Here is a 22,262-nt window from a genome sequence, read left to right as displayed (position 1 = left end):
GGGCGGACGGCGGGGGCCCGCTCAGCGCACCCGGCTGAGCGGGCGCTGCACCGCCGTCCGCGCGCGGCACTCCGCGCACGCGGTCCGGCCGGCGCCGACGCGCTGCCAGTCCTGCGCCCCCCACACCTGCACGATGGCGCCGCAGACGGCCAGCTCGACCTCGCCGTCGAGCTCGCTCGGCGGGCGGTGCGCCTCGACGGCGTGCCACGGCGTGGCCTGCTCGGCCGGCCGCTCCCGCGACCAGCGGTCGGGGCGGGCGAACCCCACGGCGTAGGACTCCACGTCGTGATCGTGCCCCGTCCCACACCGCGGGAAACGCACCGGGGCCGTCTCGCCGGGCCGCGGCCGGGCGTGTGCGGACGCCCGCCGCGGGGAACTCCCGGACCCCACCCCACACCCCCGGAGCCCGCCGTGACCCAGACCGACAGCCAGCGCGACGTCGTCGACCTGCTCAGCGCCGACCACCGCGAGTTCGACCGCATCTTCACCCAGCTGGAGGGCATGTTCGGGCTGACGACGCCGGACGTGCTGCGCCGCAAGCGGGAGCTGGTCGACGAGGTGACCATCGGCCTGGTCAAGCACTCCGTCGCCGAGGAGACCCGCGTCTACCCCCGCGTCGAGGAGCAGGTGGACCGCGAGGAGGCCGAGCACTCCAAGCACGAGCACGCCGAGGCCGAGGAGACGATGAAGCGCCTCGAGCGGATGGACCCCGGCGACCCGCAGTTCGACACCGAGGTGGCCACCCTGATCCGGGAGATCCGGCACCACGTCGAGCACGAGGAGCGCCGGATGTTCACCGAGCTGCGGGCCACCTTCCCCCGCGAGCAGCTGGTGGAGATGGCGCAGGAGGTCGAGCGGGTCAAGGCGCTGGCGCCCACCCGGCCGCACCCGATGACCCCCAACGAGGGCGTCGTGCGCACGGTGGCCGGCCCCGTGGCGAGCCTGCTCGACCACCTCCGCGACGCCGTCACCGGCCGGGGGAAGACCTCCGGCTGAGGCGGTCGGCGCGCTACCGTCGGGGGGCCCGCGACCACAGAGGAGCACGCCGGTGGACCCTGTCAGCATGCTGGTCGGCGCGGCGCTGCTCGCGGTCGGCGTGGTCACCGGCCGGCTCGGCCGCCGCCGGGCCACGCCCCCGCCGGCGCCCCCGACGCCGCTGTGCGGGTGCGGGCACGTGCTCAGCCAGCACGACACCGAGACCAACACCTGCTACGCCGAGCTGCGCCGGGACACCTACGACAAGCGGGGCCGCTGGTCCGGGCACCAGTGGGTGCCGTGCACCTGCCGGCAGTACGTGGGTCCGCGCCCGATCGACGAGGTGTTCGTGCCGCGCCTGCTGCCGCCCACCGCCGACTGAGGCCCGCCCGGCCGGTGGCCGCCGGTCAGCCCCCGGACTCCACGGCGGCGATGAGCTCGTCGTCCGTGGGGTTGCGCAGCACCCGCCCGCCGCGCCAGACGACGACCGGCAGGTCGGCCTCGACCACGTCGAGGTCGGCCAGCAGCGCGGCGCCGTCGTCGTCGCCGTCCAGGTCGACGAAGACCGCGTCGAGCCGCCGGCCGCGGGCCAGGTCCTGCAGCCGGGCGCTGTCCGGTGAGCCGGCCCGGCCGACGATCCGCAGGTCCGCGGCGAGCTGCAGCAGCAGCGAGCGGCGGACCAGGAAGGCGCGCAGCACCAGCTCCTTGAGGTCGTGGTCGGCGGTGAAGACCTCGCGCATCCGGCTGTCGGGAACGGTCACCACCTCGCCGGGGCGGATGACCAGCGCGGTGAGCGACACCGGGGCGGGGTCGAACAGGTCCAGCTCGCCGAGGAAGCGCCGCTCCCCGTGCACGGAGATCACCCGCTGGCCCACCCGGCCGAGGTCCTCGACGACCGCCACCGCCCCGGACAGCACCACCTGGAAGTCGTAGCCGGGGTCGCCCTCGCGGAACAGGGTGTCGCCGGGCTCGACCCGCCGGCGGGCCCCGAAGCGCTGCAGCAGGGCGAGCTGGGCGTCGGTCAGCCGCGGGAAGGCGCCGTCGCGGTCCGGCGTCTCGGGCAGGTCGGCGGGCACGGTCGCCGTCCCGTCGACCGCGGAGCCCCGGTCCCCGCCGCGGCGCGGGCCGATCAGCGGCAGCGTCGGCCCGGGTGTCCCGCCGCCCGCCCGGGTCGCCCCGCTGGCCACCGGCAGGCCGTCCTCCCCGGCGGCGGCGAGCAGCGCGGCGGCCAGGCTGTCGGTGTCGTGCGGGCCGGTGTGCCGCCGTCCGCCGACGAAGAACGTCGGCGTGCCCTCGACGCCGCTGGCCTCGGCGGACTCGACGTCCTCCTCGACCCGGCGGCCGTGGCGGCCGGACCCCAGCTCGCGGGCGAAGCGCTGCACGTCCAGGGCCAGCGCCGCGGCGTGGTCGAGCAGGTCGCTCACCGTCAGCCGGTCCTGGTGGGCGAACAGCCGGTCGTGCATCTCCCAGAACCGGCCCTGGGCCGCCGCGGCCTCCGCGGCCTCGGCGGCCAGCTGGGCGTGCGCGTGGACGTCGACCAGCGGCACGTGCCGGAAGACGTAGCGCAGCCGGTCGCCGAAGCGCTCCCGCAGCTCCTCGACGGTGCCGGTGGCCCGGCCGCAGAACGGGCACTCGAAGTCGCCGTACTCGACCAGGGTCAGCGGCGCGTCGGCCGGCCCGCGGACGTGGTCGCGCGCGGCGTCGACCGGCGGGTCGAGCAGCACCGGCCGGGTGCCGGCCCCGGCGGGACGGCGCCGGTCGGCCAGCCGGAACAGCCCCCAGCCGAGCAGCGCGGCCAGCAGCGACGCGGCCAGGACGCCGACCCGCGCCTGGTCGGCCCGGACCTCGTCGTCGAAGGCCAGGTCGACGATGAACAGCGAGATGGTGAAGCCGATGCCCGACAGCGCGGCCCCGCCGGCCAGCTGCAGGCCGGTGAGGCCGGGGGCGAGCTCGCCGAGCCGCAACCGCACGGCCAGCCCGGTGCCCACCAGGATGCCGGCCAGCTTGCCCGCCACCAGGCCGGCGACCACGCCGAGGGTGACCGGCGAGGTGGCCGCGGCGCGCAGCGTCCCGGCGTCCAGCGGGACGCCGGCGTTGGCCAGCGCGAACACCGGGACGATGAGGAAGCTGGTCCACGGCTGCCACAGCGTCTGCAGCCGCTCGCTGGCCGACACCGACCGGTCGATCGACAGCCGCGCCGCCCGGGCGTACTCCGGGTTCGGCGACTGCTGGTAGGCCCGCGCGCGCCGGGCGGCGTCCTCCACCTCCGCCCGCCGGGCCGGGTAGGCGGGGGTGAACAGCGCGATGACCACCCCGGCCAGGGTGGGGTGCACGCCGGAGAGGTACATGGCCACCCACACCCCGGTGCCGAGCACCAGGTAGCCGGGGCCGCGCCACACGTTGAGGTAGCGCAGAGCCACCATGAGCGCCAGCCCGACGACGGCCGCGGCCAGCGGGCCGAGCGCGAGGTCCTCGGTGTAGAACAGCGCGATCACGGTGAGGGCGCCGACGTCGTCGGCGATGGCCAGGGTGAGCAGGAACAGCCGCAGCTGCCCGGGGCAGGACGGCCCGACCAGCGCGAGCACCCCGAGCAGGAACGCGGTGTCGGTGGAGATCACCACGCCCCAGGCGGAGGCGGCCTCGTCGCCCAGGGTGAACGCGACGTAGACCAGCGCCGGCACGACCAGGCCGGTGACCGCGGCCAGTGCGGGCACCGCGGCCCGGCGCCGGTCGGTGAGCTCGCCCATCACCAGCTCGCGCTTGATCTCCAGCCCGACGACGAAGAAGAAGAACACCATCAGGCCGTCGTTGACCCAGTGCTGGAGGTCCAGCGACAGCTCGGCGCCGCCCACCCGGACGGCGAACTCGGTGTGCCAGAAGGTGTCGTAGCTGTCGCCGAACGGGGAGTTGGCCCACACCAGCGCCACCACGGTGGCCAACAGCAGCAGGCCGGCACTGCCCGCCTCGGTGCGCAGCCGCCGGCGCAGCGGGGCCACCCGCGCGAGCAGCCCGCCCCCGAGCGAGGACTGCTGGGCCGGCGCGGCGGTCACCGCCGCGCCTCCCCCGCCCCGGACACCGGCTCCCGGGGGTGCACCTGCGGCCCGCTGACCCCGCAGTGCGCGCACTCCTCGATCGGCAGCCGCCGCGGCGCGGGCTCGGCCCGGCCCAGCGGACGGCGGACCAGCAGCGCGGCCACCAGGGCGCCGGCGACCAGCAGCCCGGCGCAGACCAGCATCGCCGTCCGGAAGCCGGCGCCGAACACCGCCGGGTCGGTGTAGTCGGTGCCGCCGATCCCCGCGACGACCGGCACCACCGCGACGGCGAGCAGCCCGGCGGCGCGGGCGACGGCGTTGTTGACCCCCGAGGCGACGCCGGCGAAGCGGTCGGGCGCGGAGTCCAGCACCGTCGCGGTCAGCGGCGCCACCAGCAGCGTGAGGCCGGCGCCGAACGCGACGGCCGCGGGCAGCACGTCGACCACCCAGGAGGCGTCCTCGCCGATCCGGGCCATGAGCAGCACCCCGCCCGCGGCCACCAGCGGGCCGGCGGTCAGCAGGGGGCGCGGGCCGATCCGCTGGGCCAGCGCGCCGGCGCGCGCGGAGAACAGCAGCATCAGCGCGGTCACCGGCAGCAGGGCGGTGCCCGCCGCCAGCGGCGCGAAGCCGGCGACCACCTGCAGGTGCAGCACGAGCAGCACGAACACCACGCCGAGCGGCGCGTACACCAGCAGCGTGACGGCGTTGGCGGCGGTGAACTGCCGGGAGGCGAACAGCGCCGGGGGCACCAGCGGGGCCGGCGAGCGGCGCTGGACGGCGGCGAAGGCGGCCAGCCCGACCAGGCCGGCCGCGATCCAGGCCCACACCGCCGGGCTCGCGCCGCCCTCCCCGGCGGCGGTCAGCCCGTAGGTGAGCGCGCCCAGGCCGGCGACGACGAGCGCCGTCCCGGCCAGGTCGAGGTGGTGAGCGGCCTGCGGGTCGCGCGACTCGGGCACGTGCCGCAGCGTCACGACCACGATGACGGCGGCCAGCGGGAGGTTGAGCAGGAAGACCAGGCGCCAGTCGATGCCCACCAGCCAGCCGCCGAGGAAGGGCCCGACCGCCCCGGCCACCCCGCCCAGCCCCGACCACGCGCCCACGGCGGCGGCCCGGTCGGGCCCGGAGAAGGACGCCGAGATGATGGCCAGGCTGCCCGGGGTGAGCAGCGCCCCGCCGACCCCCTGCAGCGCCCGGGCGACCACGAGGGTCTCCACGTCGGGGGCCAGGCCGCACAGCAGGGACGCCGCGGCGAACCAGACGGTGCCGACGAGGAACACCCGCCGCCGGCCGAGGCGGTCGCCGAGCGAGCCGCCGAGGAGGATCAGCGAGGCGAGGGTGAGGGTGTAGGCGTTGACGGTCCACTGCAGGCCGGAGAAGCCGGCGTCGAGGTCGGTGCCGATCCGCTGCAGCGCCACGTTGACCACGGTCGCGTCGAGCATGGCCAGGCTGGAGCCGAGCACCGTCGCGAGCAGCACCCACCGGCCCTGGGGCGTGCCCATCCGCAGCCCGCCGTCCGGGGTGACCGTCGACCGGGCCATGGCCCCTCCAGGGCTCGCGCGAGTGCCGGCCCACGGCGGTGGGCCGGCCGGTGCGCCCCGGGGGTGTCCTGCGGGACGCTCCCCGGCGAACCGTCGGAGGCGCCCAGAGCTTCCCGGCGCCCCCGGCCGTTGTCCAATGTCCCGCGTCATGCCGCGTGCGCATGACGCACGGCGTCCGGCACGGAGCGGCCGTGGGGGCTCTACGCAGTGATCGGCCTCGGTGCAGGGGCCCGCGCCGAGCCTGCGAGGCGTGGGGGGCACCGAGGTCCTTCCGGGCACGTGGTCGCGGTGTCGTCCGGGCGGACGACGGTGACTCAGCCGTACCGGGCGACGAAGTTGGCCAGCAGCCGGCTGGGGGCGCTGACCTCGGCGCGGCTGATCCGGCCGATCAGGTCCTCCATCTCGGCGGGCGGGAAGTAGCCGGCGTGCTGGTACACCCGCACCCGGGTGACCACGCCGGGGACGTCGAGCTCGGGGTGGAACTGGGTGGCGTACACGTTGCGGCCGACGCGGAACATCTGCACCGGGCAGGCGGGCGACGTGGCCAGCAGCACCGCCGAGGAGGGCAGCACCCGGCAGGCCTCCTTGTGCCCGACCAGGGCGTCGAACACCTCCGGCACCCCGTCGAGCAGCGGGTCGGCCCGCCCGGCCCCGGTCAGGCTCACCGGCACGCAGGAGATCGGCTCGCCGTGGGTGCGGTCGACCACGCCGCCCTGGTGCACGCCGAGGGTGCCGATGCCGTAGCAGGCGCCGAGGAAGGGCAGGTCCCGGGCGACGACCTCGTCGAGCAGCGCCGACAGCTCCGCCTCGACCCGGCGCTGGACGGCGGACTTGGCCTCCGCCGGGTCACTGGAGTTGAACGGCCCGCCGCCGAGGAACACCCCGGCGTGGGCGCCGAGGTCCAGCGGCGGCATCGGCCCGGCCTCCAGCCGGACCCGCCGCAGCTGCGGCTCGTCCAGCCCGGTGGCCCGCAGGAAGGCGGCGTACTCGTCGTCCGCGGCCTCGTCCTCGGGGCGGGAGGCGAGCAGGAGGAAGGGCCGCACGGCCGCCGATGCTAGGCCGCGGGCGGCCCCGGCCCGCCACTCGCCGCCCACCCGCCCCGGACGTCACACGCTTGGCGGGATCTGCCATCCGCCCCTCACCACTTCGTGGGACCTGCTGCACAGGGACCGGCCGGGATGCGCCGATGGTGGCGGCATGGCACGCCGCCTCTCCGTCGCGAGCACCCAGCCCCAGCACCGGGTCGCGCCCGCGCCCTCGCCCGCGCCCTCGCCCTGGTGGCGCGACGCGGTCGTGTACCAGGTCTACCTGCGCTCGTTCGCCGACAGCGACGGCGACGGGATCGGCGACCTGCGCGGCCTGCGGCAGCGGCTGCCCTACCTGGCCTGGCTCGGCGTCGACGCGGTGTGGATCAACCCGCACTACCCGTCGGGCGGTGCCGACGGCGGCTACGACGTCGTCGACTACCGCGCGGTGGACCCCGACTACGGCGACGTGTCCGACCTCGAGGCCCTGGTCGACGACGCCCGCCGGCTCGGGCTCAAGGTCGTGCTCGACGTCGTCCCCAACCACTCCTCCGACCGGCACCCGTGGTTCCAGGCGGCGCTGGCCGACCCGGACTGCCCCGAGGCCGGGCGCTACCACTTCGCCCCGCCGTCGGAGGAGCCGCCGAACAACTGGCGGTCGCTGTTCGGCGGCCCGGCGTGGTCGCGCACCCCGGACGGCCGGTGGTACCTGCACCTGTTCGCCCCCGAGCAGCCCGACCTCAACTGGCGCGACCCGGCCGTGGCCGAGGACTTCGAGCGCACCCTGCGCTTCTGGCTGGACCGCGGCGTGGCCGGCTTCCGGGTCGACGTCGCCTACGGGCTGTACAAGGACGCCGGGCTGCGGGACAACCCGGGCAGCTACTCCCCCACGCTGTTCGGCCACGGCCCCGAGCAGGCCATGACCTGGAACCAGCCCGAGGTGCACGACGTGTGGCGCCGCTGGCGGGAGATCTGCGACGGGTACCCCGGCACCATGCTGGTCGGCGAGGTGTGCCTGGCCGACCTCGACCAGGTCGCCCTGTACTCCCGGCCCGACGAGATGCACCAGGCACTGTCCTTCCGGCTGCTCAAGTCGCCGTGGGGCGCCGCGCCGTTCGCCGAGGCCATCGCCGGCGCCCTGGACGCCTACGGCCGGGTCGGCGCGCCGGTGTCCTGGGTGCTGGGCAACCACGACAAGGAGCGGCAGGTGACCCGCTTCGGCGGGGGCGAGCTGGGCACCGCCCGCGCCCGCGCCGCCGCGCTGCTCACCCTGGCGCTGCCCGGCTCGGCCTACCTCTACGCCGGCGACGAGCTGGGCCTGCCGCAGGCCGACGTGCCCGACGAGGCCAAGCGGGACCCGATCTTCCACCGCAGCGGCGGCGCCCGCGCCGGCCGCGACGGCTGCCGGGTGCCCATGCCGTGGAACACCACGCCCGGTGTCGGCTTCTCCCCCGAGGGCGCGGCCCCGCCGTGGCTGCCGGTGCCGGCCGACTGGGCGCGGCACGCCGTCTCGGTGCAGAGCGGGCAGGGTGGCTCCACGCTGACCCTGCACCGGCGGGCCCTGGCGCTGCGCCGGGCGCACCCCGCGTTCGGGTCGGGCTCGCCGACGGTCACCACCCGCGGCGACGTGCTGACCGTCCGCTCGGTCGGCAGCGGGGAGGCGGTGCGCTGCGTGGTCAACATGGGCAGCGAGACGGTGCTCGCCGGCTGCCCCGGCCAGGTGCTGCTCGCCTCGACCGCGCAGGTGCGCCGCTCCGGCGGCACGGTGGCCCTGCCGCCGGACAGCGCGGTCTGGGTGCTCGAGGACTAGCCGGGCCCCGGCGTCCGGGCTCACTGCCGGCGCTGAGCCGGGACCGGCAACGACCGGCTCCCCTGGTCATCGAGGGGCGGACACGGACCGCCGGGTGCAGGATCGCGACCGTGACCCTGCACCCGCAGGCCGCCGCGTTCCTCGACCGGCTGCACCACGAGGGGGTCCGGCCGGACGACGAGCTGACCGTCGCGCAGGTCCGTGCCGCGGCCGACCGGCCCGCACCGGCTCCGGTCGAGCCGGTCGCCGAGGTGGTCGACGAGGTGGTCGACGAGGTGGTGGCCGGTCCGGGCGCCGACGTCCCGGTGCGGGTGTACCGGCCGGCCGCGCCGCCGGTCGGGGTCGTGCTGTACCTGCACGGCGGCGGTCACGTGACCGGCACGCTGGACAGCTACGACGGCCTCACCCGCCGGCTGGCCAACCGGGTGCCGGCCGTCGTGGTCGCCGTCGGCTACCGGCGGGCCCCGGAGCACCGCTGCCCGGCCGCCGTCGACGACGCGGAGGCCGCCTACCGCTGGGTCCTGCGGCACGCCGCGGCGCTCGCCGGTGAGGGCGTGGGCGGCGTCGTCGTCGCCGGGGACAGCGCCGGGGGCGACGACGCCGCCGTGCTGGCCCGCCGGCTGTGCGACGACGGGTCGCCGCCGCCGGCCCTCCAGGTGCTGCTCCACCCGACGCTCGACGCGGTGGCCTACCGCGACGGCACGGTCCACCCCAGCCACCGGGACTTCGCCACCGGCTACGGGCTCACCTACGACGACGGCCTCTGGTACTGGGACCACCACCTCGGCCCCGACGGCGACCCCGCCTCGCCGGACGCCTCCCCGCTGCGCGCCCCGTCGGTCGCCGGTCTTGCCCCGGCCCACGTGGTCACCGTGGGGTACGACGTGCTGCGCGACGAGGGCGCCGCCTACGCCGCCCGGCTGCGTGCCGCCGGCGTCCCGGTCGAGCACCGCCACTGGCCGGGGCACCTGCACGGCTTCCTCGGCGACCCGCACACCTACGACGACGCGGACCCGGCCCTCGACGAGGTCGCCGCGGCGATCCGGCGGGCGCTGACCGGCTGAGCCCCGGCGACCCGGTGGTGGCGCCGGGCGCTCCCGTGTGGTGGTCTGCCGCCGTGACCAGCACCCCGGCGGGCCTCGACGCCGCCGTCGTCGGTGCCGGTCCGGCCGGGCTGTCGGCCGCGGCCGCCTGTGCCGCCGCCGGGCTGCGGACGGCGCTGGTGGCGCCGGTGCTGCGGCCCTGGCCGGTCACCTACTGCCTGTGGGACGACGAGCTGGCCGCCGCCGCGCCGGCGCTCGGCCTGGACCCCGCCGCCGTCGCGGCGACCGGCTCCCCGACCGTGGTCCGCACCGCCGCGGGCGGCGAGCGACGGCTGACCCGGGGGTACGCGCGGCTGCGCAACGACGTCCTGCACGCCGCCCTGCTGGACCGGTTCCGCGGCCACGGCGGCGAGCTGGTGCCCGGCCGGGTGCGCGGGCTGCGCGCCGACGGCGGCCGGGAGGTGGCCGAGCTCGACGACGGCAGCGAGGTGCGGGCCGGGGTCGTGCTCGACGCCCGCGGCGGCGGGCCGGGCACCGCGGCGCAGCGGGCGTGGGGCGAGGTCGTGCCCGGGCCGGCCGACGCGCTGGTCCCGGCCGGGGGCGCGCTGCTCATGGACTGGGCCGCCCTGGCCGACCCCGGCGCGCCCCCGGCGTTCCTCTACGGGCTGCACCTCGACGACGGCACCGTGCTGCTGGAGGCCACCTCGCTGGCCGCCCGGCCGCCGGTGCCGCTGGCCGGCCTGCGCGCCCGCCTGGACCGGGTGCTGGCCGCGCACGGCCTGCGCCCGGTCGGCGACCCCGAGCGGGTGACCATCCCGCTGGGGGCGGCCGGCCGCGCCGGCGGCGCGGGCACGCCGCTGGGCGCCGCGGCCGGGCTGGTGCACCCGGCGACCGGCTACAGCGTCGCCTCCTCGCTGCGGCTGGGCCCGCGGGTGGCCGGCGCCCTGGTCGCCGGCGGCGACGGCCGCGCGGTGCGCCGGGTGCTGCGCGCGGCCCGCCCCCCGGCGACGGCGGCGCTGCTCGGGCTCGGCCTGGAGGTGCTGCTGTCCCTCGACGGGCCGGGCACCGACGCGTTCTTCGCCGCCTTCTTCACGCTGCCCGAGCGCTCCTGGGCGGCCTACCTCGACGTCGGCTCCCCGCCGTCGGCCGTGGCCGCCACCATGGCGCGCACCTTCGCCGCCCTGCCCCCGCCGCAGCGCGCGCACCTGCTGCGCACCGTCGCCCGCAGCACCGGCACCGCCGTCGCCGCGCGGGGCGCCGGCCGGCTCCGGCGGGGGGTCGCGCGCCGCGGGGTGTAGAAGGGAGACCGCGCACCGGGTGCGGTCACCCGGGGCACGGACGAGGGAGCGGGCGATGACTCAGGTACAGGATGCGGTGGGCGAGCTGACCGGGGCGCTGCGCCGCGCGGGTGTGGGCGACGTCGACGACTCCGGCCTGGCCCGGGCCCTCTACTCCACCGACGCCTCGCTGTACCGGGTGCTCCCGCGGGCCGTCGTCCGCCCCCGGCACCCCGACGAGATCGAGGCGACCCTCGCCGTCTGCCGCGAGCTCGGCGTGCCGCTGACCGCCCGCGGCGCCGGCACCTCGATCGCCGGCAACGCGGTGGGCACCGGCGTCGTCGTCGACACCAGCCGGTACCTGTCCCGGGTGCACCGGATCGACGCCGAGAGCCGGACGGCGACCGTCGACCCCGGCGTGGTGCAGTCGGCGCTGCAGGTCGCGGCCCGGCCGCACGGGCTGCGCTTCGGCCCGGACCCGAGCACGCACAACCGCTGCACGATCGGCGGGATGATCGGCAACAACGCCTGCGGGTCGCGCGCGCTGGGCTACGGCCGGACGTCGGACAACGTGGTCGGCCTCGACGTCGTCACCGGCGCCGGCGAGCGGCTCACGCTCGGGCCGGACGGCGCGTCGACGGGCGGGGTGCTCGACCGGCTGCGCGAGCTGGTGGACGGCGAGCTGGCGACGCTGCGCACCGAGTTCGGCCGGTTCGGCCGGCAGGCGTCGGGCTACGCGCTGGAGCACCTGCTGCCCGAGCACGGCTTCTCCGTCGCCCGCGCGCTCGTGGGCAGCGAGGGCACGCTGGCCGTGGTGCTCGGCGCCACCGTGCGGCTGGTCGCCGACGCCCCGCACCGCGGCCTGGTGGTGCTCGGCTACCCGTCGATGGCCGAGGCCGCCGACGCCACACCGGGGCTGCTGCCGCACGGGCCGACCGCCGTCGAGGGCCTCGACGAGCGGATCGTGCAGCGGCTGCGCGACGTCCCGGCCGCCGTGGTGCCCGACCTGCCCCGGGGCGACGGCTGGCTGATCGTCGAGCTGACCGGCGACAGCGCCGCCGAGGTGCAGGCCAAGGCGCGCGGCGTGCTGGCCGACGCCGGCGCGCTGGACTCCCGGGTGGTCACCGACCCCGCCGAGGCGGCGGCGATCTGGCGGATCCGGGAGGACGGCGCCGGCCTGGCCGCGCGGACCTCCGACGGGCGCCCGGCGCACGCCGGGTGGGAGGACGCCGCGGTGCCGGTCGAGGCCCTCGGCGCCTACCTGCGCGAGTTCGACGCGCTGCTGGACTCCCACGGCCTGCAGTGCGTCCCCTACGGGCACTTCGGCGACGGCTGCGTGCACGGCCGGGTCGACTTCCCGTTCGGCCGCGAGCCCGACCGCGGGCGGCGCGCCTACCGCGACTTCGTGACCGACGCCGCCGCGCTGGTGGCCCGCTACGGCGGCTCGGTGTCCGGCGAGCACGGCGACGGGCGGGCCCGCAGCGAGCTGCTGCCGGCCATGTTCCCGCCGCACGCGCTGGAGCTCTTCGAGCGGGTCAAGGGCCTGTTCGACCCCGCCGACGTGCTCAACCCCGGCGTGCTGGTGCGCCCGGCGCGGGTGGACGACGACATCCGGATGGCCGCCGCGCCGCGCGTGACGAGGACCACCCTGCCCACCCTGGCGCTGGCCTACCGGCACGACGGCGGGGACCTGTCCGCCGCGGTGCACCGCTGCACCGGCGTCGGCAAGTGCCGGGCCGACCTGCAGGCCACCGGGGCGGTCATGTGCCCGTCGTGGCCGGCGACGCGGGAGGAGAAGGACAACACCCGCGGCCGGGCCCGGGTGCTGCAGGAGCTGCTCGCCCCCGGCGGGCCGGTCACGGACTGGCGCGCGCCGGAGGTGCACGCGGCGCTGGACCTGTGCCTGTCGTGCAAGGGCTGCGCCCGCGACTGCCCCACCGGCGTGGACATGGCCTCCTACAAGGCCGAGGTGCTGCACCAGGGCTACCGGCGGCGGCTGCGCCCGCGCGCGCACTACACGCTGGGCTGGCTGCCGCGGTGGGCCGACGTCGCCGCCCGCGCGCCGCGGCTGGCCAACGCGGTCACGGGCTCGCGGCTGGGCGGGCGGCTGGCGAAGTGGGGCGCCGGCGTGGACCAGCGCCGCCCGCTGCCCGCCTTCTCCGAGCGCACCTTCCGGCAGCGGTGGCAGGACCGGCCCGCGGTCGACGGGGGCCATGGGGTGGGCGGGCGGGCGGTCGCGCTGTGGGTGGACTCGTTCACCGACCACTTCGCCCCCGAGGTCGCCCTCGCCACCGCCGCGGTGCTCGAGCACGCCGGGTACCGGGTGCAGGTGCCGCCGGCCGAGGCGTGCTGCGGGCTGACCTGGATCACCACCGGCCAGCTGGACTCCGCCCGCCGCACCCTGGGCCGCACCGTGGAGCTGCTCGCCCCGCTGGCCGACGCCGGGGTGCCGATCGTCGGCGTCGAGCCGTCCTGCACCGCGGTGCTGCGGCACGAGGCCCTGGAGCTGGTCGGCGGGCCGGCCGCCGAGCGGGTCGCCGCGGGCACCCGGACCCTCGCCGAGCTGCTGCAGCAGACGCCGGGCTGGACGCCGCCGTCGCTGGCCGGGGTGGAGGTCGTCGCCCAGCCGCACTGCCACCACCACGCCGTCCTCGGCTGGACCGCCGACGCCCGGCTGCTGCGCGAGGCCGGCGCGACGGTCACCCGGGTGGGCGGCTGCTGCGGGCTGGCCGGCAACTGGGGTGTGGAGCGCGGCCACCACGAGGTGTCGGTGGCCATCGCCGAGCAGCAGCTGCTGCCCGCCGTCCGCGCCGCCGGCCCGGACGCCGTCGTGCTGGCCGACGGGTTCTCCTGCCGGACCCAGCTCGACCAGCTCGCCGGCCGTGACAGCCTGCACCTGGCCCAGCTGCTGGCCCGGGCCGCCGGTGTCTGACCCGTTCGGCGACCTGACGGTCGCGGAGCTGCGCCGCCGCGGCGGGCTGAAGTGGACGCTGTACCCCGACGCCATCGGGATGTTCGTCGCGGAGTCCGATCTCGGCACCGCCCCCGCGGTCACCGAGGCGCTGCACGCGGCGGTGGCCGGCGGCGCCCTCGGCTACCTGCCGCCGGGGCTGCTGACCGGCATGGCCGAGGCGTACGCGGGCTGGTCGGCCGACCGGTACGGCTGGGAGGTGCCGCCCGAGCGGGTGCGCCCGGTGGCCGACGTGCTGGCCGGCCTGGCCGCGGCGGTCGAGCACTTCTCCCGGCCGGGCAGCGCGGTCGTCCTGCCGACGCCGGCGTACATGCCGTTCCTCACGCTGCCCGCGGTGCTGGGCCGCGAGGCCATCGAGGTGCCGATGGCCCGCGACGGCGACCGGTACGTGTACGACCTCGACGCGCTGGACGCCGCCTTCCGCGCCGGCGGGCACCTGCTGGTGCTGTGCAACCCGCACAACCCGATCGGCCGGGTGCTGGAGCCGGCGGAGATGACCGCGGTCGCCGAGGTGGTCGACCGGCACGGCGGGCGGGTGTTCTCCGACGAGATCCACGCCCCGCTGGTGTTCCCGGGGTCGCGGCACGTGCCCTACGCCTCGCTCGGCGACGTCCCGGCCGGGCACGCGGTCACCGCCACGTCGGCGTCCAAGGCGTGGAACCTGCCCGGTCTCAAGTGCGCGCAGCTGGTGCTGTCCGACGCCGCCGACGCCGGGCTGTGGGCGCGGGTGGGGCTGCACGCCGAGCACGGCGCGTCCACCCTGGGCGTGGTCGCCAACACCGCCGCCTACACCGGCGGCGCCGGCTGGCTGGACGACGTCCTCGGGTACCTGGACGGCAACCGCCGACTGCTGGCCGACCTCGTCGCCACCCACCTGCCCGGCGCCCGGTACACCCCGCCCGAGGGCACCTACCTGGCCTGGCTGGACTGCCGCGACCTGGGCCTGGCCGACCCGGCCGCCTTCTTCCTCGACCGGGCCGGGGTGGCGCTGACCGACGGCACGCTGTGCGGCGCGGCCGGCTCGGCGTTCGTCCGGCTGAACGTCGCCACCCCGCGGCCGGTGCTGACCCGGGCCGTGGAGCAGATGGGTGCCGCGCTGGCCGCCCGCTGAGCGCCGGCCCGGACGCTCAGCCGAGCGTGCCGGTGGCCGCCGGCGTGGCCTGCTCGGCGTACCGGCGCCGGGCGTCCTCCAGCGCTGCCTCGGCGTCCTTGCGGCCCTCCCAGCCGCCGCCGCGGGTCTCGGCCGACTTGCCCGGCTCCAGGGCCTCGTAGATCTCGAAGAAGTGCCAGATCTCGGCGACCTGGTGCATCGGGACGTCCTCGAGCCGCTGCAGGTGGGTGTGCCGCGGGTCCTCGGCCGGCACGCACAGCAGCTTGCCGTCGCGGCCCTCGGTGTCGTGCATCCAGAACACGCCGATGACCCGGGCGGTGACCAGGCAGCCGGGGAAGGTCGGCTCGTCGAGCAGCAGCAGGGCGTCGATGGGGTCGCCGTCCTCGGCCAGGGTGTCCGGCACGAAGCCGTAGTCCCCCGGGTAGCCGGTCGCGGTGAACAGCATCCGCTGCAGCCGGATCCGTCCGACCCCGTGGTCGTACTCGTACTTGTTCCGCGACCCCTTGGGGATCTCGACGATCACGTCGGCTCGCACGGGCAGTACCTCCTCGGCGGTCGGCCGTCCGGCGCTGGACCCGTCCGCGTCAGGCGACCCTGGCCCGCCGCCCGGCACGCGTCAACCCGCCACCCCGGTACGGGCCGGCCGCGCCCTCCGGGGTCAGCGGCGCAGGGCCCGCACCAGCCGGCGGCCGCCGGTCCAGGCCACCGCCGCGCCGGCCACCCACGGCCCGGCGACGACGACCGGGTCGAGCAGCTGGTGCCGGGCGTCGGAGCGCCCGCGCCGGGAGTGCGGCCCGCTCCGGGTGGCCTCGGTGCGCAGGCCGGTGGCCGGCACGTCGGGGCGGGCGGAGGCGAACGAGCGCAGGTGGGCACCCCAGGCGTCGAGGCGGTCACCGGCGACCAGCAGCAGCCAGTGCGCCAGCCGGCCCTCGCTGAACCGCCGGTAGGCGTACCGGCGCACCGCTCCGGACACGCCGTGCAGCGGCTGGGCGGTGCCGAAGACCGGGGTGACGAAGGCGTGCTCGACCGACCGCTCCCTGCCCTCGTGGCCGGGCTGCCGCTCGGGGAAGTCCCAGTGCGCCCCGGTGGCCCCCGGGTCGTAGCGCAGCCGCGGGTACGACGGCCGGTCGGCGGGGTCGAGGTCGGCGCCCCACCCGGGGATGCGGGCCCGCAGCTGCTCGCGGGTCTCGCGGGGGGTGCGCTTGTCCCGGACGTAGGCGCTGGGGACGTCGGGGTCGGTCACGGTGGCGCTCCCCTCAGGCCGCGTCGGGCAGGATCAGCGGCTTGATGCAGCCGTCGAGCTTGGCGGAGAACACGTGGTAGGCCTCCGCGACGTGCTCCAGCGGGAACCGGTGGGTGACCATCGCCCGCGGCGTGAGGTGGCCGTTGCGCACGTGCTCGAACATCCGCGGCCACTGCCGCTTCACCGGCGTCTGGTTCATCCGCAGGGTGAGGCCCTTGTTGAGGGCGTCGCCGAACTTCACCGCGTTGGGGATCGGCCCGTAGGCGCCGACGACGGCGACCGTGCCGCCCTTGCGCACGCCGTCGATCGCCCAGTTCAGCGCCACCGGCGAGCCGCCCTGCAGCTTGAGCTTGGTGCCGGCGACCTGCTGCAGCAGGTTGCCGTCGGCCTCCGCACCCGCCGCCTCGATGACGACGTCGGCGCCGAGGAAGTCGGTCTGCTTCTTGAGCTCGACCACGACGTCGGCGTGCTCGTCGTAGTCGAGCACCTCGGCGTGCGCCATGGTGCGCGCCTTGTCCAGCCGCTCCTGCAGGTGGTCGACCACGATGACCCGGCCGGCGCCCATCAGCCACGCGGACTGCGCGGCCACCAGCCCCACCGGCCCGGCGCCGAGGACGACGACCGTGTCGCCCTCGGCGATGTCGCCGAGCTGGGCGCCGAAGTACCCGGTCGCGGCGGCGTCGGTGAGCAGGACGGCGTCCTCGTCGTGCATCCAGTCGGGGATGCGCACCGGCCCGACGTCGGCGAACGGGACGCGGACGTACTGCGCCTGCCCGCCGTCGTAGCCGCCCGTGGTGTGCGAGTAGCCGTAGATGCCGCCGACCGCCGTGGCGTTGGGGTTGACGTTGTGGCAGTTGGAGTACAGGCCGCGGACGCAGAACCAGCAGCTGCCGCAGGAGATGTTGAACGGCACCATCACCCGGTCGCCCACCTGCAGGCTCCGCACCGAGGAGCCGACCTGCTCGACGACGCCGATGAACTCGTGGCCGAACGTGTGCCCGACCCGGGTGTCCGGCATCATCCCGTGGTAGAGGTGCAGGTCGGAACCGCAGATGGCGGCCAGCGTCACCCGCACGACCGCGTCGTTGGGGTGCTCGATCCGCGGGACGTCCTTGTCCTCGACCCGCACCTTGTACGGCCCCCGGTAGACCATGGCTCGCATCGCTGGGCTCCTCGGCTCGGAGGGGCGCGGGCACCCCCGCCCGCCGGCCGGGGACGGCTTCCCGGCACCCCCGCACCCTCACCCACCGGCCGGCCGGCGGCCAGTCGGGCCGACCCCTGCGGCACCCCCGGACGGATGACCCGCCCCGGCGTGCGCTGGACGACCATCGCCGCGCGGTCGAAGACAGCCGCATGACCCGAGCACTGCCCCAGCGGCTCGCGACGGCCCTCCCCGAGGGCCGGCACCTCCCCGAGGAGGTGTGGCAGCGGCGACACCGCGCCGTCCTGCTGGTCGCCGCCACCCAGGCGGGGGGCCTCGGCCTCATGACGCTGCTGCTCGGCCGCTCGCCGCTCGCCGCCGGCCTGGTCACGCTCGCCGTCGCCTGCCCCCTGCTGCTCACGGTGCTGCCCGGGGCCGGCCGAGGGCTGCGCTCAGCGGCAGCCACGGCCAGCCTGCTCACGGCCTCTGTGGTCCTCGTCTGGTCGACGGAGGGCCTCACGGAGGCCCACTGCCACTTCTTCGTCATGGTCGGGCTGGCCGCGCTCTACCAGGACTGGCTGCCCTTCGGGATGGCGCTGGCCGTCGTCCTGGCGCACCACGGCGTCGTGGGCACGCTGTTCCCGCACGCGGTGTTCGGGCCCGACGCCGCGCCGCACTCGCCCTGGACATGGGCCCTCGTGCACGGGGCGTTCGTGCTGGCCGCGAGCCTGGCCCACCTGGCCGCGTGGCGGCTCAACGAGCAGCAGGGGCTGCGCGACCCGCTCACCGGCCTGGCCAACCGCACGCTGCTGCTGGAGACCACCGCCCGGATGCTGGCGCGGTGCTCGAGCCCGACCAGCGTGCTGTTCCTCGACCTCGACGACTTCAAGGACGTCAACGACTCCCGCGGGCACGCCGTCGGCGACCAGCTGTTGACGACCGTCAGCCGGCGGATCGCAGACTGCGTGCGCTCGGTCGACCAGGTGGCCCGGCTCGGGGGCGACGAGTTCGCCGTCGTCGTGGCCGGCTCCGCTCGCACGGCCGCGGGCATCGGCGAGCGGGTGCTCGGCGCCCTGGCCGACCCGGTGGTCATCGAGGGCCGGGCCATCAGCGTGCGGGTGAGCATCGGCGTCGCTGACTCCACCTCGGCCGGCGAGCGCTCCGCGGGCACGCTGCTGCGCAACGCCGACCTGGCGATGTACCTGGCGAAGTCGTCCGGCAAGAACCGGGTGGTCGTCTACGCGGAGGGCATGGAGCAGGCCGCCCAGACGAAGGCCGAGCTGATCACCGACCTGGAGTCCGCCATCGCCGACGGCCAGCTCGCGGTCCACTACCAGCCGACCGTCGACCTGAGCGACGGGGTGACCACCGGCTACGAGGCGCTGCTGCGCTGGGAGCACCCCACCCGTGGGCCGGTGCCCCCGATGGACTTCATCCCGCTGGCCGAGGAGAGCGGCGCCATCGTCGAGATCGGCCGCTGGGTGCTCGCCGAGGCGACCGGCCAGGCGGCCCGGTGGTCGTGGGAGGCCGGCCGGCCGATCGACATCGCGGTCAACCTCTCCCCGCGGCAGCTGCTGGACGACGACGTGGTGTCCACCGTGCGCGCGGTGCTGGCCGACAGCGGGCTGCCCGCGGGGCAGGTGACCCTCGAGGTGACCGAAGGCGTGCTCATCCATGACGTCGAGGCGGTGGTCGACGTCCTCCGGGCGCTGCGCCGCCTGGGCGTCCGCATCGCCATCGACGACTTCGGCACCGGCTACTCGAGCCTGTCCTACCTGCGCCGACTGCCCGCGGACGTGGTGAAGATCGACCGCAGCTTCGTGCAGGACCTGGGCTCCGGTGGTCGGTCGACCACCCTGGTGGCCTCGATCATCGAACTGGCCCGCAGCCTGGAGCTCGGGGTGGTGGCCGAGGGCGTCGAGACCGAGGAGCAGCACGCGGTCCTCGGCCGGCTGTCCTGCTCGCACGCGCAGGGGTACCTCTTCGGCCGGCCCAGGCCCGCCGCCGTGCAGGGCCCCACCGCCCTCGCCGGGGTCCCGTCGCCCCGTCCGGGGACGGTGCTCGCCGCCCGGCCCTGACCGCCGTCAGGACGGCCGGTCGCTGACGACGACCGGCCGGTCCGGGTCGGCGCTGTACTGCGACCACGAGCCCGGGTACAGCCGCCCGGCGGGCAGGCCCGCGACCTCCAGGGCCAGCAGGTCGTGGCAGGCGGTGACCCCCGAGCCGCAGTAGACGACCACGTCGCCGTCCCCGGTCACGCCGGCCTCGGCGTAGCGGCGGCGCAGCTCGGCGGCCGGCAGGAAGCGCCCGTCGCCGTCCAGGTTGCCCCGGCAGGGCACGTTGACCGCCCCCGGCACGTGCCCGGCCCGCGGGTCGACCGGCTCCCGGTCGCCGCGGTACCGCGCGGGCTCGCGGGCGTCGAGGACCACCCCCGACGGGTCGAGCACGTCCTCCACGCCGGCCAGGCGCTCGACCGGCCAGGGACGCGGGGTGAACACGGCCGGTGCGCGGTCGGGTGCCGCCTGCTCCAGCGGCCCGTCCCACGCCCGCACCCCGCCGTCGAGCAGGGCCGCTGCGTGCCCGGTCACCCGCAGCATCCACACCAGGCGCGCGGCGACGACCCCGCCGGCGTCGTCGTAGGCGACCACGGTGTCGTCGTCGCCGATGCCGAGGGCGGCCATGCCCTCGGCGAAGACGGCGGGGTCGGGCAGCGGGTGCCGGCCGCCGGCCGGGGAGGGCGGCCCGGCCAGCCACCGGTCGAGGTCCACGAACACCGCGCCGGGCAGGTGCCCGGCGTCGTAGGCCGCGCGGCCGGACCGGCCGTCGAGGTACCAGCGGACGTCGGCGACCACCACCCCGCCCCCGTGCACGCGCAGCCAGGCCGGGTCCACGACGGGGGGCAGCATGCCGGCGACCCTACGACCGCGCCCGCCGGGCCGGGCCACCAGACAGCGCCCCGACGACGACCACGGCGGCCCCGCACGCCTCCACGACCGCGATGAGGGCACCGAGGGCTGCGACCAGCGGCGCCTCCACGGCCGTGCCCCACCCGGGCCGGCCCGGCCCGCCCCGCGGCGGCGGGCCACACTGCGTGCATGGGGACGACGAGCCGGCCGCCCGCACGTCCCGGGGTCCTGCGCTGGCTGGGCTACGCCATGGGCGGCGGCCTGCCGGCCCGGTACTCCCCGTGGGTCCTGCACGACACGACGACCCGCACCTGGGGGCTGCGGCACCTGGCCCGCGCGCTGGTGCAGATGGCCGTGCCCATCGTGCTGATCGTCGCGCTGGTCCCCGCGCCGGCGTGGATCCGGCTGATGACCGCCCTCGGCGGGCTGCTGCTCGGGCTGGTCTTCTCGCTGGCCTACATGGCCGAGACGACCGAGAACCGGGTCAAGAAGGCCGGCTACCCGCCCGGGACGGCGACGGCCGCCCGCGAGCGGGCCGCGCGGGTCCGGGAGCAGCAGGAGCGGGAACGCCGCCGGGCGGCCGCGGCGCGCCGGGCGGCCCGCCGGCGGGCCCGTCGGTGAGATCCCCGCCGGGGCTCAGGCCGCGGCCCGGCCGAGCACGACGTCGGCCAGGGTGAGCCGGTCGGCCCGCGGCCGGTCCACGACGGTCACCGGGTCCGGCCCCGCACCGCCGTCCGGCCCGGTCACCGACCGCAGCAGGTCCTCCCAGCGGGCGGCGTGCCGGCGCATCGACCTCGCCGGGATCGCCCGGCCCCGCGCGGCCTGCCCGCTCTCGGCGACCTCCCGCGGGGCGTCCAGCAGCACCAGCCGGACCGAGCGGCCGGCGCGCCGCGCCGTGCCCAGCACGACGGCGCGCCACCACGGGCGGGTCCACGGGTCGGTGAGCACGACGGCCGGGGCGGACCCGGCGACGGCGCACAGCACCCGCACCCGGTGCCAGCCGTGCACCAGCGGGCGGACCAGCCGGTAGGGGACGCCCGGAGCCCGCACCCGGGCGGCGACGTCCTCGGAGTCCAGGCCGACGACCCCGGGCACCCGCTCGGCCATCAGCCGGCGCAGCAGCGTCGTCTTCCCGCTCCCGGGCAGCCCCCCGACCACGACGAGCACGCCGCCCGGTGCCCGACGCCCGCAGGCCCGCCGGTCCCCCGTGGCGGCCGGTCCGGTCGCTACGACCACGTGCGGCCACCTCCTCCCTCTCCGGGACCCATGGTCCCCGCCGTGGCTCGGAGGTGGTCGCGCGCCGGCTGTGAGATCACCGGGACATCACCCGTCCGGGGCGCTCGGCAGCCCGCTGACCTGCACGTCAGGCAAGCCTCAGCTTCGTGGCGGGGCCCGTGCGGCTGTGCCAACCTGGGTCCATGACCTCTCTCCAGGACATGCCCCAGGTCCAGACCTGCGCCGTGAGCAGCTGCTCGTACAACGCCGAGTCCAGTTGCCACGCCGGCGCGATCACGGTGGGTGGCGACCACGCCCACTGCGGCACCTTCGTGGAGATCAGCTTCCGCGGCGGGCTGGACCGCACCGGGCTGGTCGGGGCCTGCCACCGGGCGGACTGCGTGCACAACGACAAGCTGGAGTGCCACGCGCCGAGCGTGCGCGTCGGCCCGGGCGCCGACGCGGCCGACTGCCTGACCTACGAGGCGCGGTAGTCAGGCCCAGTAGTCAGGCCCGGTACTCAGACCAGGTGGTCCGGGTCCCCCACCCGCTCGGCCGACAGGCCGCCGGCCGGGTCGGCCCGCAGCGCGCCGTCCGCGACGGCGAGCGCGGCCACCGGGTCGTCGTCGTCCACGAGCACCGCCCGGCCGCCCGTGGCGACCGGGCGCAGCGCCGCGAGCACCGCGCGCCGGTCCGGGGCGGTCAGGCCGTCGGTGAGCCGGTCGACGAGCACGATGGTGGCGCCGAGTTCGCGGGCCGCCTCGATGGCCGCGATGCGCCGGTGCACGTCGTCACCGGCCGAGGCGGCGACGCGGTGCACCCGCACGGCGGCGTGCCCGGAGGCGCAGCGGCCGCTGTCGTCGTCGAGCGCGGCCATCACCCGGTGCCGGGCCGCGGCCGGGCCCAGCAGCACGGTCACGTCTCCGACCGGCAGTCGCAGCCCCACGGGACCTCCATCGCGTCGTGCCCCGGGCC

20 protein-coding genes are annotated in these 22,262 nt (G+C 77.1%); 10 read left to right on the top strand and 10 right to left on the bottom strand.

The features are described from left to right. Positions 1–21: 21 nt before the first annotated feature. Complete coding sequence (locus CHB98_RS09385; RefSeq protein WP_089305351.1) at positions 22–282, bottom strand: hypothetical protein; 261 nt, start codon at positions 280–282, stop codon at positions 22–24. Positions 283–411: 129 nt separating this feature from the next. Here CHB98_RS09385 and CHB98_RS09380 point away from each other — a divergent pair, with 129 nt between their 5' ends. Both CHB98_RS09380 and CHB98_RS09375 read left to right on the top strand, forming a co-directional pair. Continuing rightward, positions 412–996: a hemerythrin domain-containing protein gene (locus tag CHB98_RS09380; RefSeq protein ID WP_179224381.1), complete on the top strand. Its 585-nt coding sequence runs from the start codon at positions 412–414 to the stop codon at positions 994–996. Positions 997–1,048: 52 nt separating this feature from the next. Continuing rightward, complete coding sequence (locus CHB98_RS09375) at positions 1,049–1,357, top strand: hypothetical protein (protein ID WP_179224379.1); 309 nt, start codon at positions 1,049–1,051, stop codon at positions 1,355–1,357. A 25-nt stretch (positions 1,358–1,382) separates the two neighbouring features. Here CHB98_RS09375 and nhaA read toward each other — a convergent pair whose 3' ends face one another. From nhaA to CHB98_RS09360, 3 genes are all read right to left on the bottom strand, one after another. Further along, positions 1,383–4,025, bottom strand: coding sequence for a Na+/H+ antiporter NhaA (gene nhaA, locus CHB98_RS09370; RefSeq protein ID WP_179224377.1), 2,643 nt, complete (start codon positions 4,023–4,025; stop codon positions 1,383–1,385). Beyond that, positions 4,022–5,545 carry an MFS transporter gene (locus CHB98_RS09365; protein WP_089305349.1) on the bottom strand — a complete coding sequence of 508 codons (1,524 nt, stop codon included), beginning with the start codon at positions 5,543–5,545 and terminating at the stop codon, positions 4,022–4,024. The genes nhaA and CHB98_RS09365 overlap by 4 nt, the downstream gene beginning before the upstream one ends. 314 nt (positions 5,546–5,859) lie before the next feature. Then, positions 5,860–6,588, bottom strand: a complete 729-nt coding sequence (locus CHB98_RS09360; RefSeq protein ID WP_089305679.1) for a glutamine amidotransferase — start codon at positions 6,586–6,588, stop codon at positions 5,860–5,862. Positions 6,589–6,742: 154 nt separating this feature from the next. Here CHB98_RS09360 and CHB98_RS09355 point away from each other — a divergent pair, with 154 nt between their 5' ends. The 5 genes from CHB98_RS09355 (at position 6,743) to CHB98_RS09335 (ending at position 14,782) form a co-directional block, all read left to right on the top strand. Continuing rightward, positions 6,743–8,380, top strand: a complete 1,638-nt coding sequence (locus CHB98_RS09355; protein WP_089305348.1) for a glycoside hydrolase family 13 protein — start codon at positions 6,743–6,745, stop codon at positions 8,378–8,380. Positions 8,381–8,490: 110 nt separating this feature from the next. Next, on the top strand, positions 8,491–9,444 hold the full coding sequence (locus CHB98_RS09350) for an alpha/beta hydrolase (RefSeq protein ID WP_179224375.1): 954 nt from the start codon (positions 8,491–8,493) through the stop codon (positions 9,442–9,444). A gap of 53 nt (positions 9,445–9,497) precedes the next feature. Further along, on the top strand, positions 9,498–10,721 hold the full coding sequence (locus CHB98_RS09345; RefSeq protein ID WP_179224373.1) for a lycopene cyclase family protein: 1,224 nt from the start codon (positions 9,498–9,500) through the stop codon (positions 10,719–10,721). 55 nt (positions 10,722–10,776) lie between these two features. Next, on the top strand, positions 10,777–13,632 hold the full coding sequence (locus CHB98_RS09340; protein ID WP_089305345.1) for an FAD-binding and (Fe-S)-binding domain-containing protein: 2,856 nt from the start codon (positions 10,777–10,779) through the stop codon (positions 13,630–13,632). Next, positions 13,625–14,782, top strand: a complete 1,158-nt coding sequence (locus CHB98_RS09335) for a MalY/PatB family protein (RefSeq protein ID WP_089305678.1) — start codon at positions 13,625–13,627, stop codon at positions 14,780–14,782. The genes CHB98_RS09340 and CHB98_RS09335 overlap by 8 nt, the downstream gene beginning before the upstream one ends. A 16-nt stretch (positions 14,783–14,798) precedes the next feature. Here CHB98_RS09335 and CHB98_RS09330 read toward each other — a convergent pair whose 3' ends face one another. From CHB98_RS09330 to CHB98_RS09320, 3 genes are all read right to left on the bottom strand, one after another. Beyond that, a complete protein-coding gene (locus tag CHB98_RS09330) occupies positions 14,799–15,317 on the bottom strand; it encodes an inorganic diphosphatase (RefSeq protein ID WP_089305344.1) in 519 nt (172 codons plus the stop codon). A 123-nt stretch (positions 15,318–15,440) separates the two neighbouring features. Further along, entirely contained in the window at positions 15,441–16,025 is a 585-nt protein-coding gene (locus CHB98_RS09325) for a hypothetical protein (RefSeq protein ID WP_089305343.1), read from the bottom strand. Between the two features lie 13 nt (positions 16,026–16,038). Beyond that, the gene (locus tag CHB98_RS09320) at positions 16,039–17,187 is read right to left on the bottom strand and encodes a zinc-dependent alcohol dehydrogenase (RefSeq protein ID WP_089305342.1); all 1,149 of its coding nucleotides are present in this window, start codon (positions 17,185–17,187) and stop codon (positions 16,039–16,041) included. A 191-nt stretch (positions 17,188–17,378) separates the two neighbouring features. Here CHB98_RS09320 and CHB98_RS09315 point away from each other — a divergent pair, with 191 nt between their 5' ends. Then, positions 17,379–19,244 carry a putative bifunctional diguanylate cyclase/phosphodiesterase gene (locus CHB98_RS09315; RefSeq protein ID WP_089305341.1) on the top strand — a complete coding sequence of 622 codons (1,866 nt, stop codon included), beginning with the start codon at positions 17,379–17,381 and terminating at the stop codon, positions 19,242–19,244. A gap of 6 nt (positions 19,245–19,250) precedes the next feature. On the opposite strand, the gene CHB98_RS09310 is transcribed toward CHB98_RS09315, so the two are convergent. Next, a complete protein-coding gene (locus tag CHB98_RS09310; protein WP_089305340.1) occupies positions 19,251–20,072 on the bottom strand; it encodes a sulfurtransferase in 822 nt (273 codons plus the stop codon). A gap of 189 nt (positions 20,073–20,261) precedes the next feature. Between CHB98_RS09310 and CHB98_RS09305 the strand changes: the two genes are divergently transcribed. After that, on the top strand, positions 20,262–20,693 hold the full coding sequence (locus CHB98_RS09305) for a DUF5313 family protein (protein WP_089305339.1): 432 nt from the start codon (positions 20,262–20,264) through the stop codon (positions 20,691–20,693). Positions 20,694–20,708: 15 nt separating this feature from the next. Here the strand turns inward: CHB98_RS09305 and CHB98_RS09300 are convergent, their stop codons facing one another. Next, on the bottom strand, positions 20,709–21,308 hold the full coding sequence (locus CHB98_RS09300; protein WP_218822313.1) for an AAA family ATPase: 600 nt from the start codon (positions 21,306–21,308) through the stop codon (positions 20,709–20,711). A gap of 182 nt (positions 21,309–21,490) precedes the next feature. Here CHB98_RS09300 and CHB98_RS09295 point away from each other — a divergent pair, with 182 nt between their 5' ends. Continuing rightward, positions 21,491–21,781 (top strand): DUF1540 domain-containing protein, encoded by a 291-nt coding sequence (locus CHB98_RS09295; protein ID WP_089305337.1) that lies wholly within the window; start codon positions 21,491–21,493, stop codon positions 21,779–21,781. A 26-nt stretch (positions 21,782–21,807) separates the two neighbouring features. On the opposite strand, the gene CHB98_RS09290 is transcribed toward CHB98_RS09295, so the two are convergent. Continuing rightward, the gene (locus CHB98_RS09290) at positions 21,808–22,233 is read right to left on the bottom strand and encodes a hypothetical protein (RefSeq protein WP_089305336.1); all 426 of its coding nucleotides are present in this window, start codon (positions 22,231–22,233) and stop codon (positions 21,808–21,810) included. Positions 22,234–22,262: the final 29 nt, after the last annotated feature.

Origin of the sequence: Geodermatophilus pulveris, assembly GCF_900188375.1 — a bacterium.
In the GTDB taxonomy this organism is placed as follows: Bacteria; Actinomycetota; Actinomycetes; order Mycobacteriales; family Geodermatophilaceae; genus Geodermatophilus; species Geodermatophilus pulveris.
The sequence above is the reverse complement of the archived record's forward strand: the minus strand, read 5'-3'. Positions and strand labels throughout refer to the sequence as shown.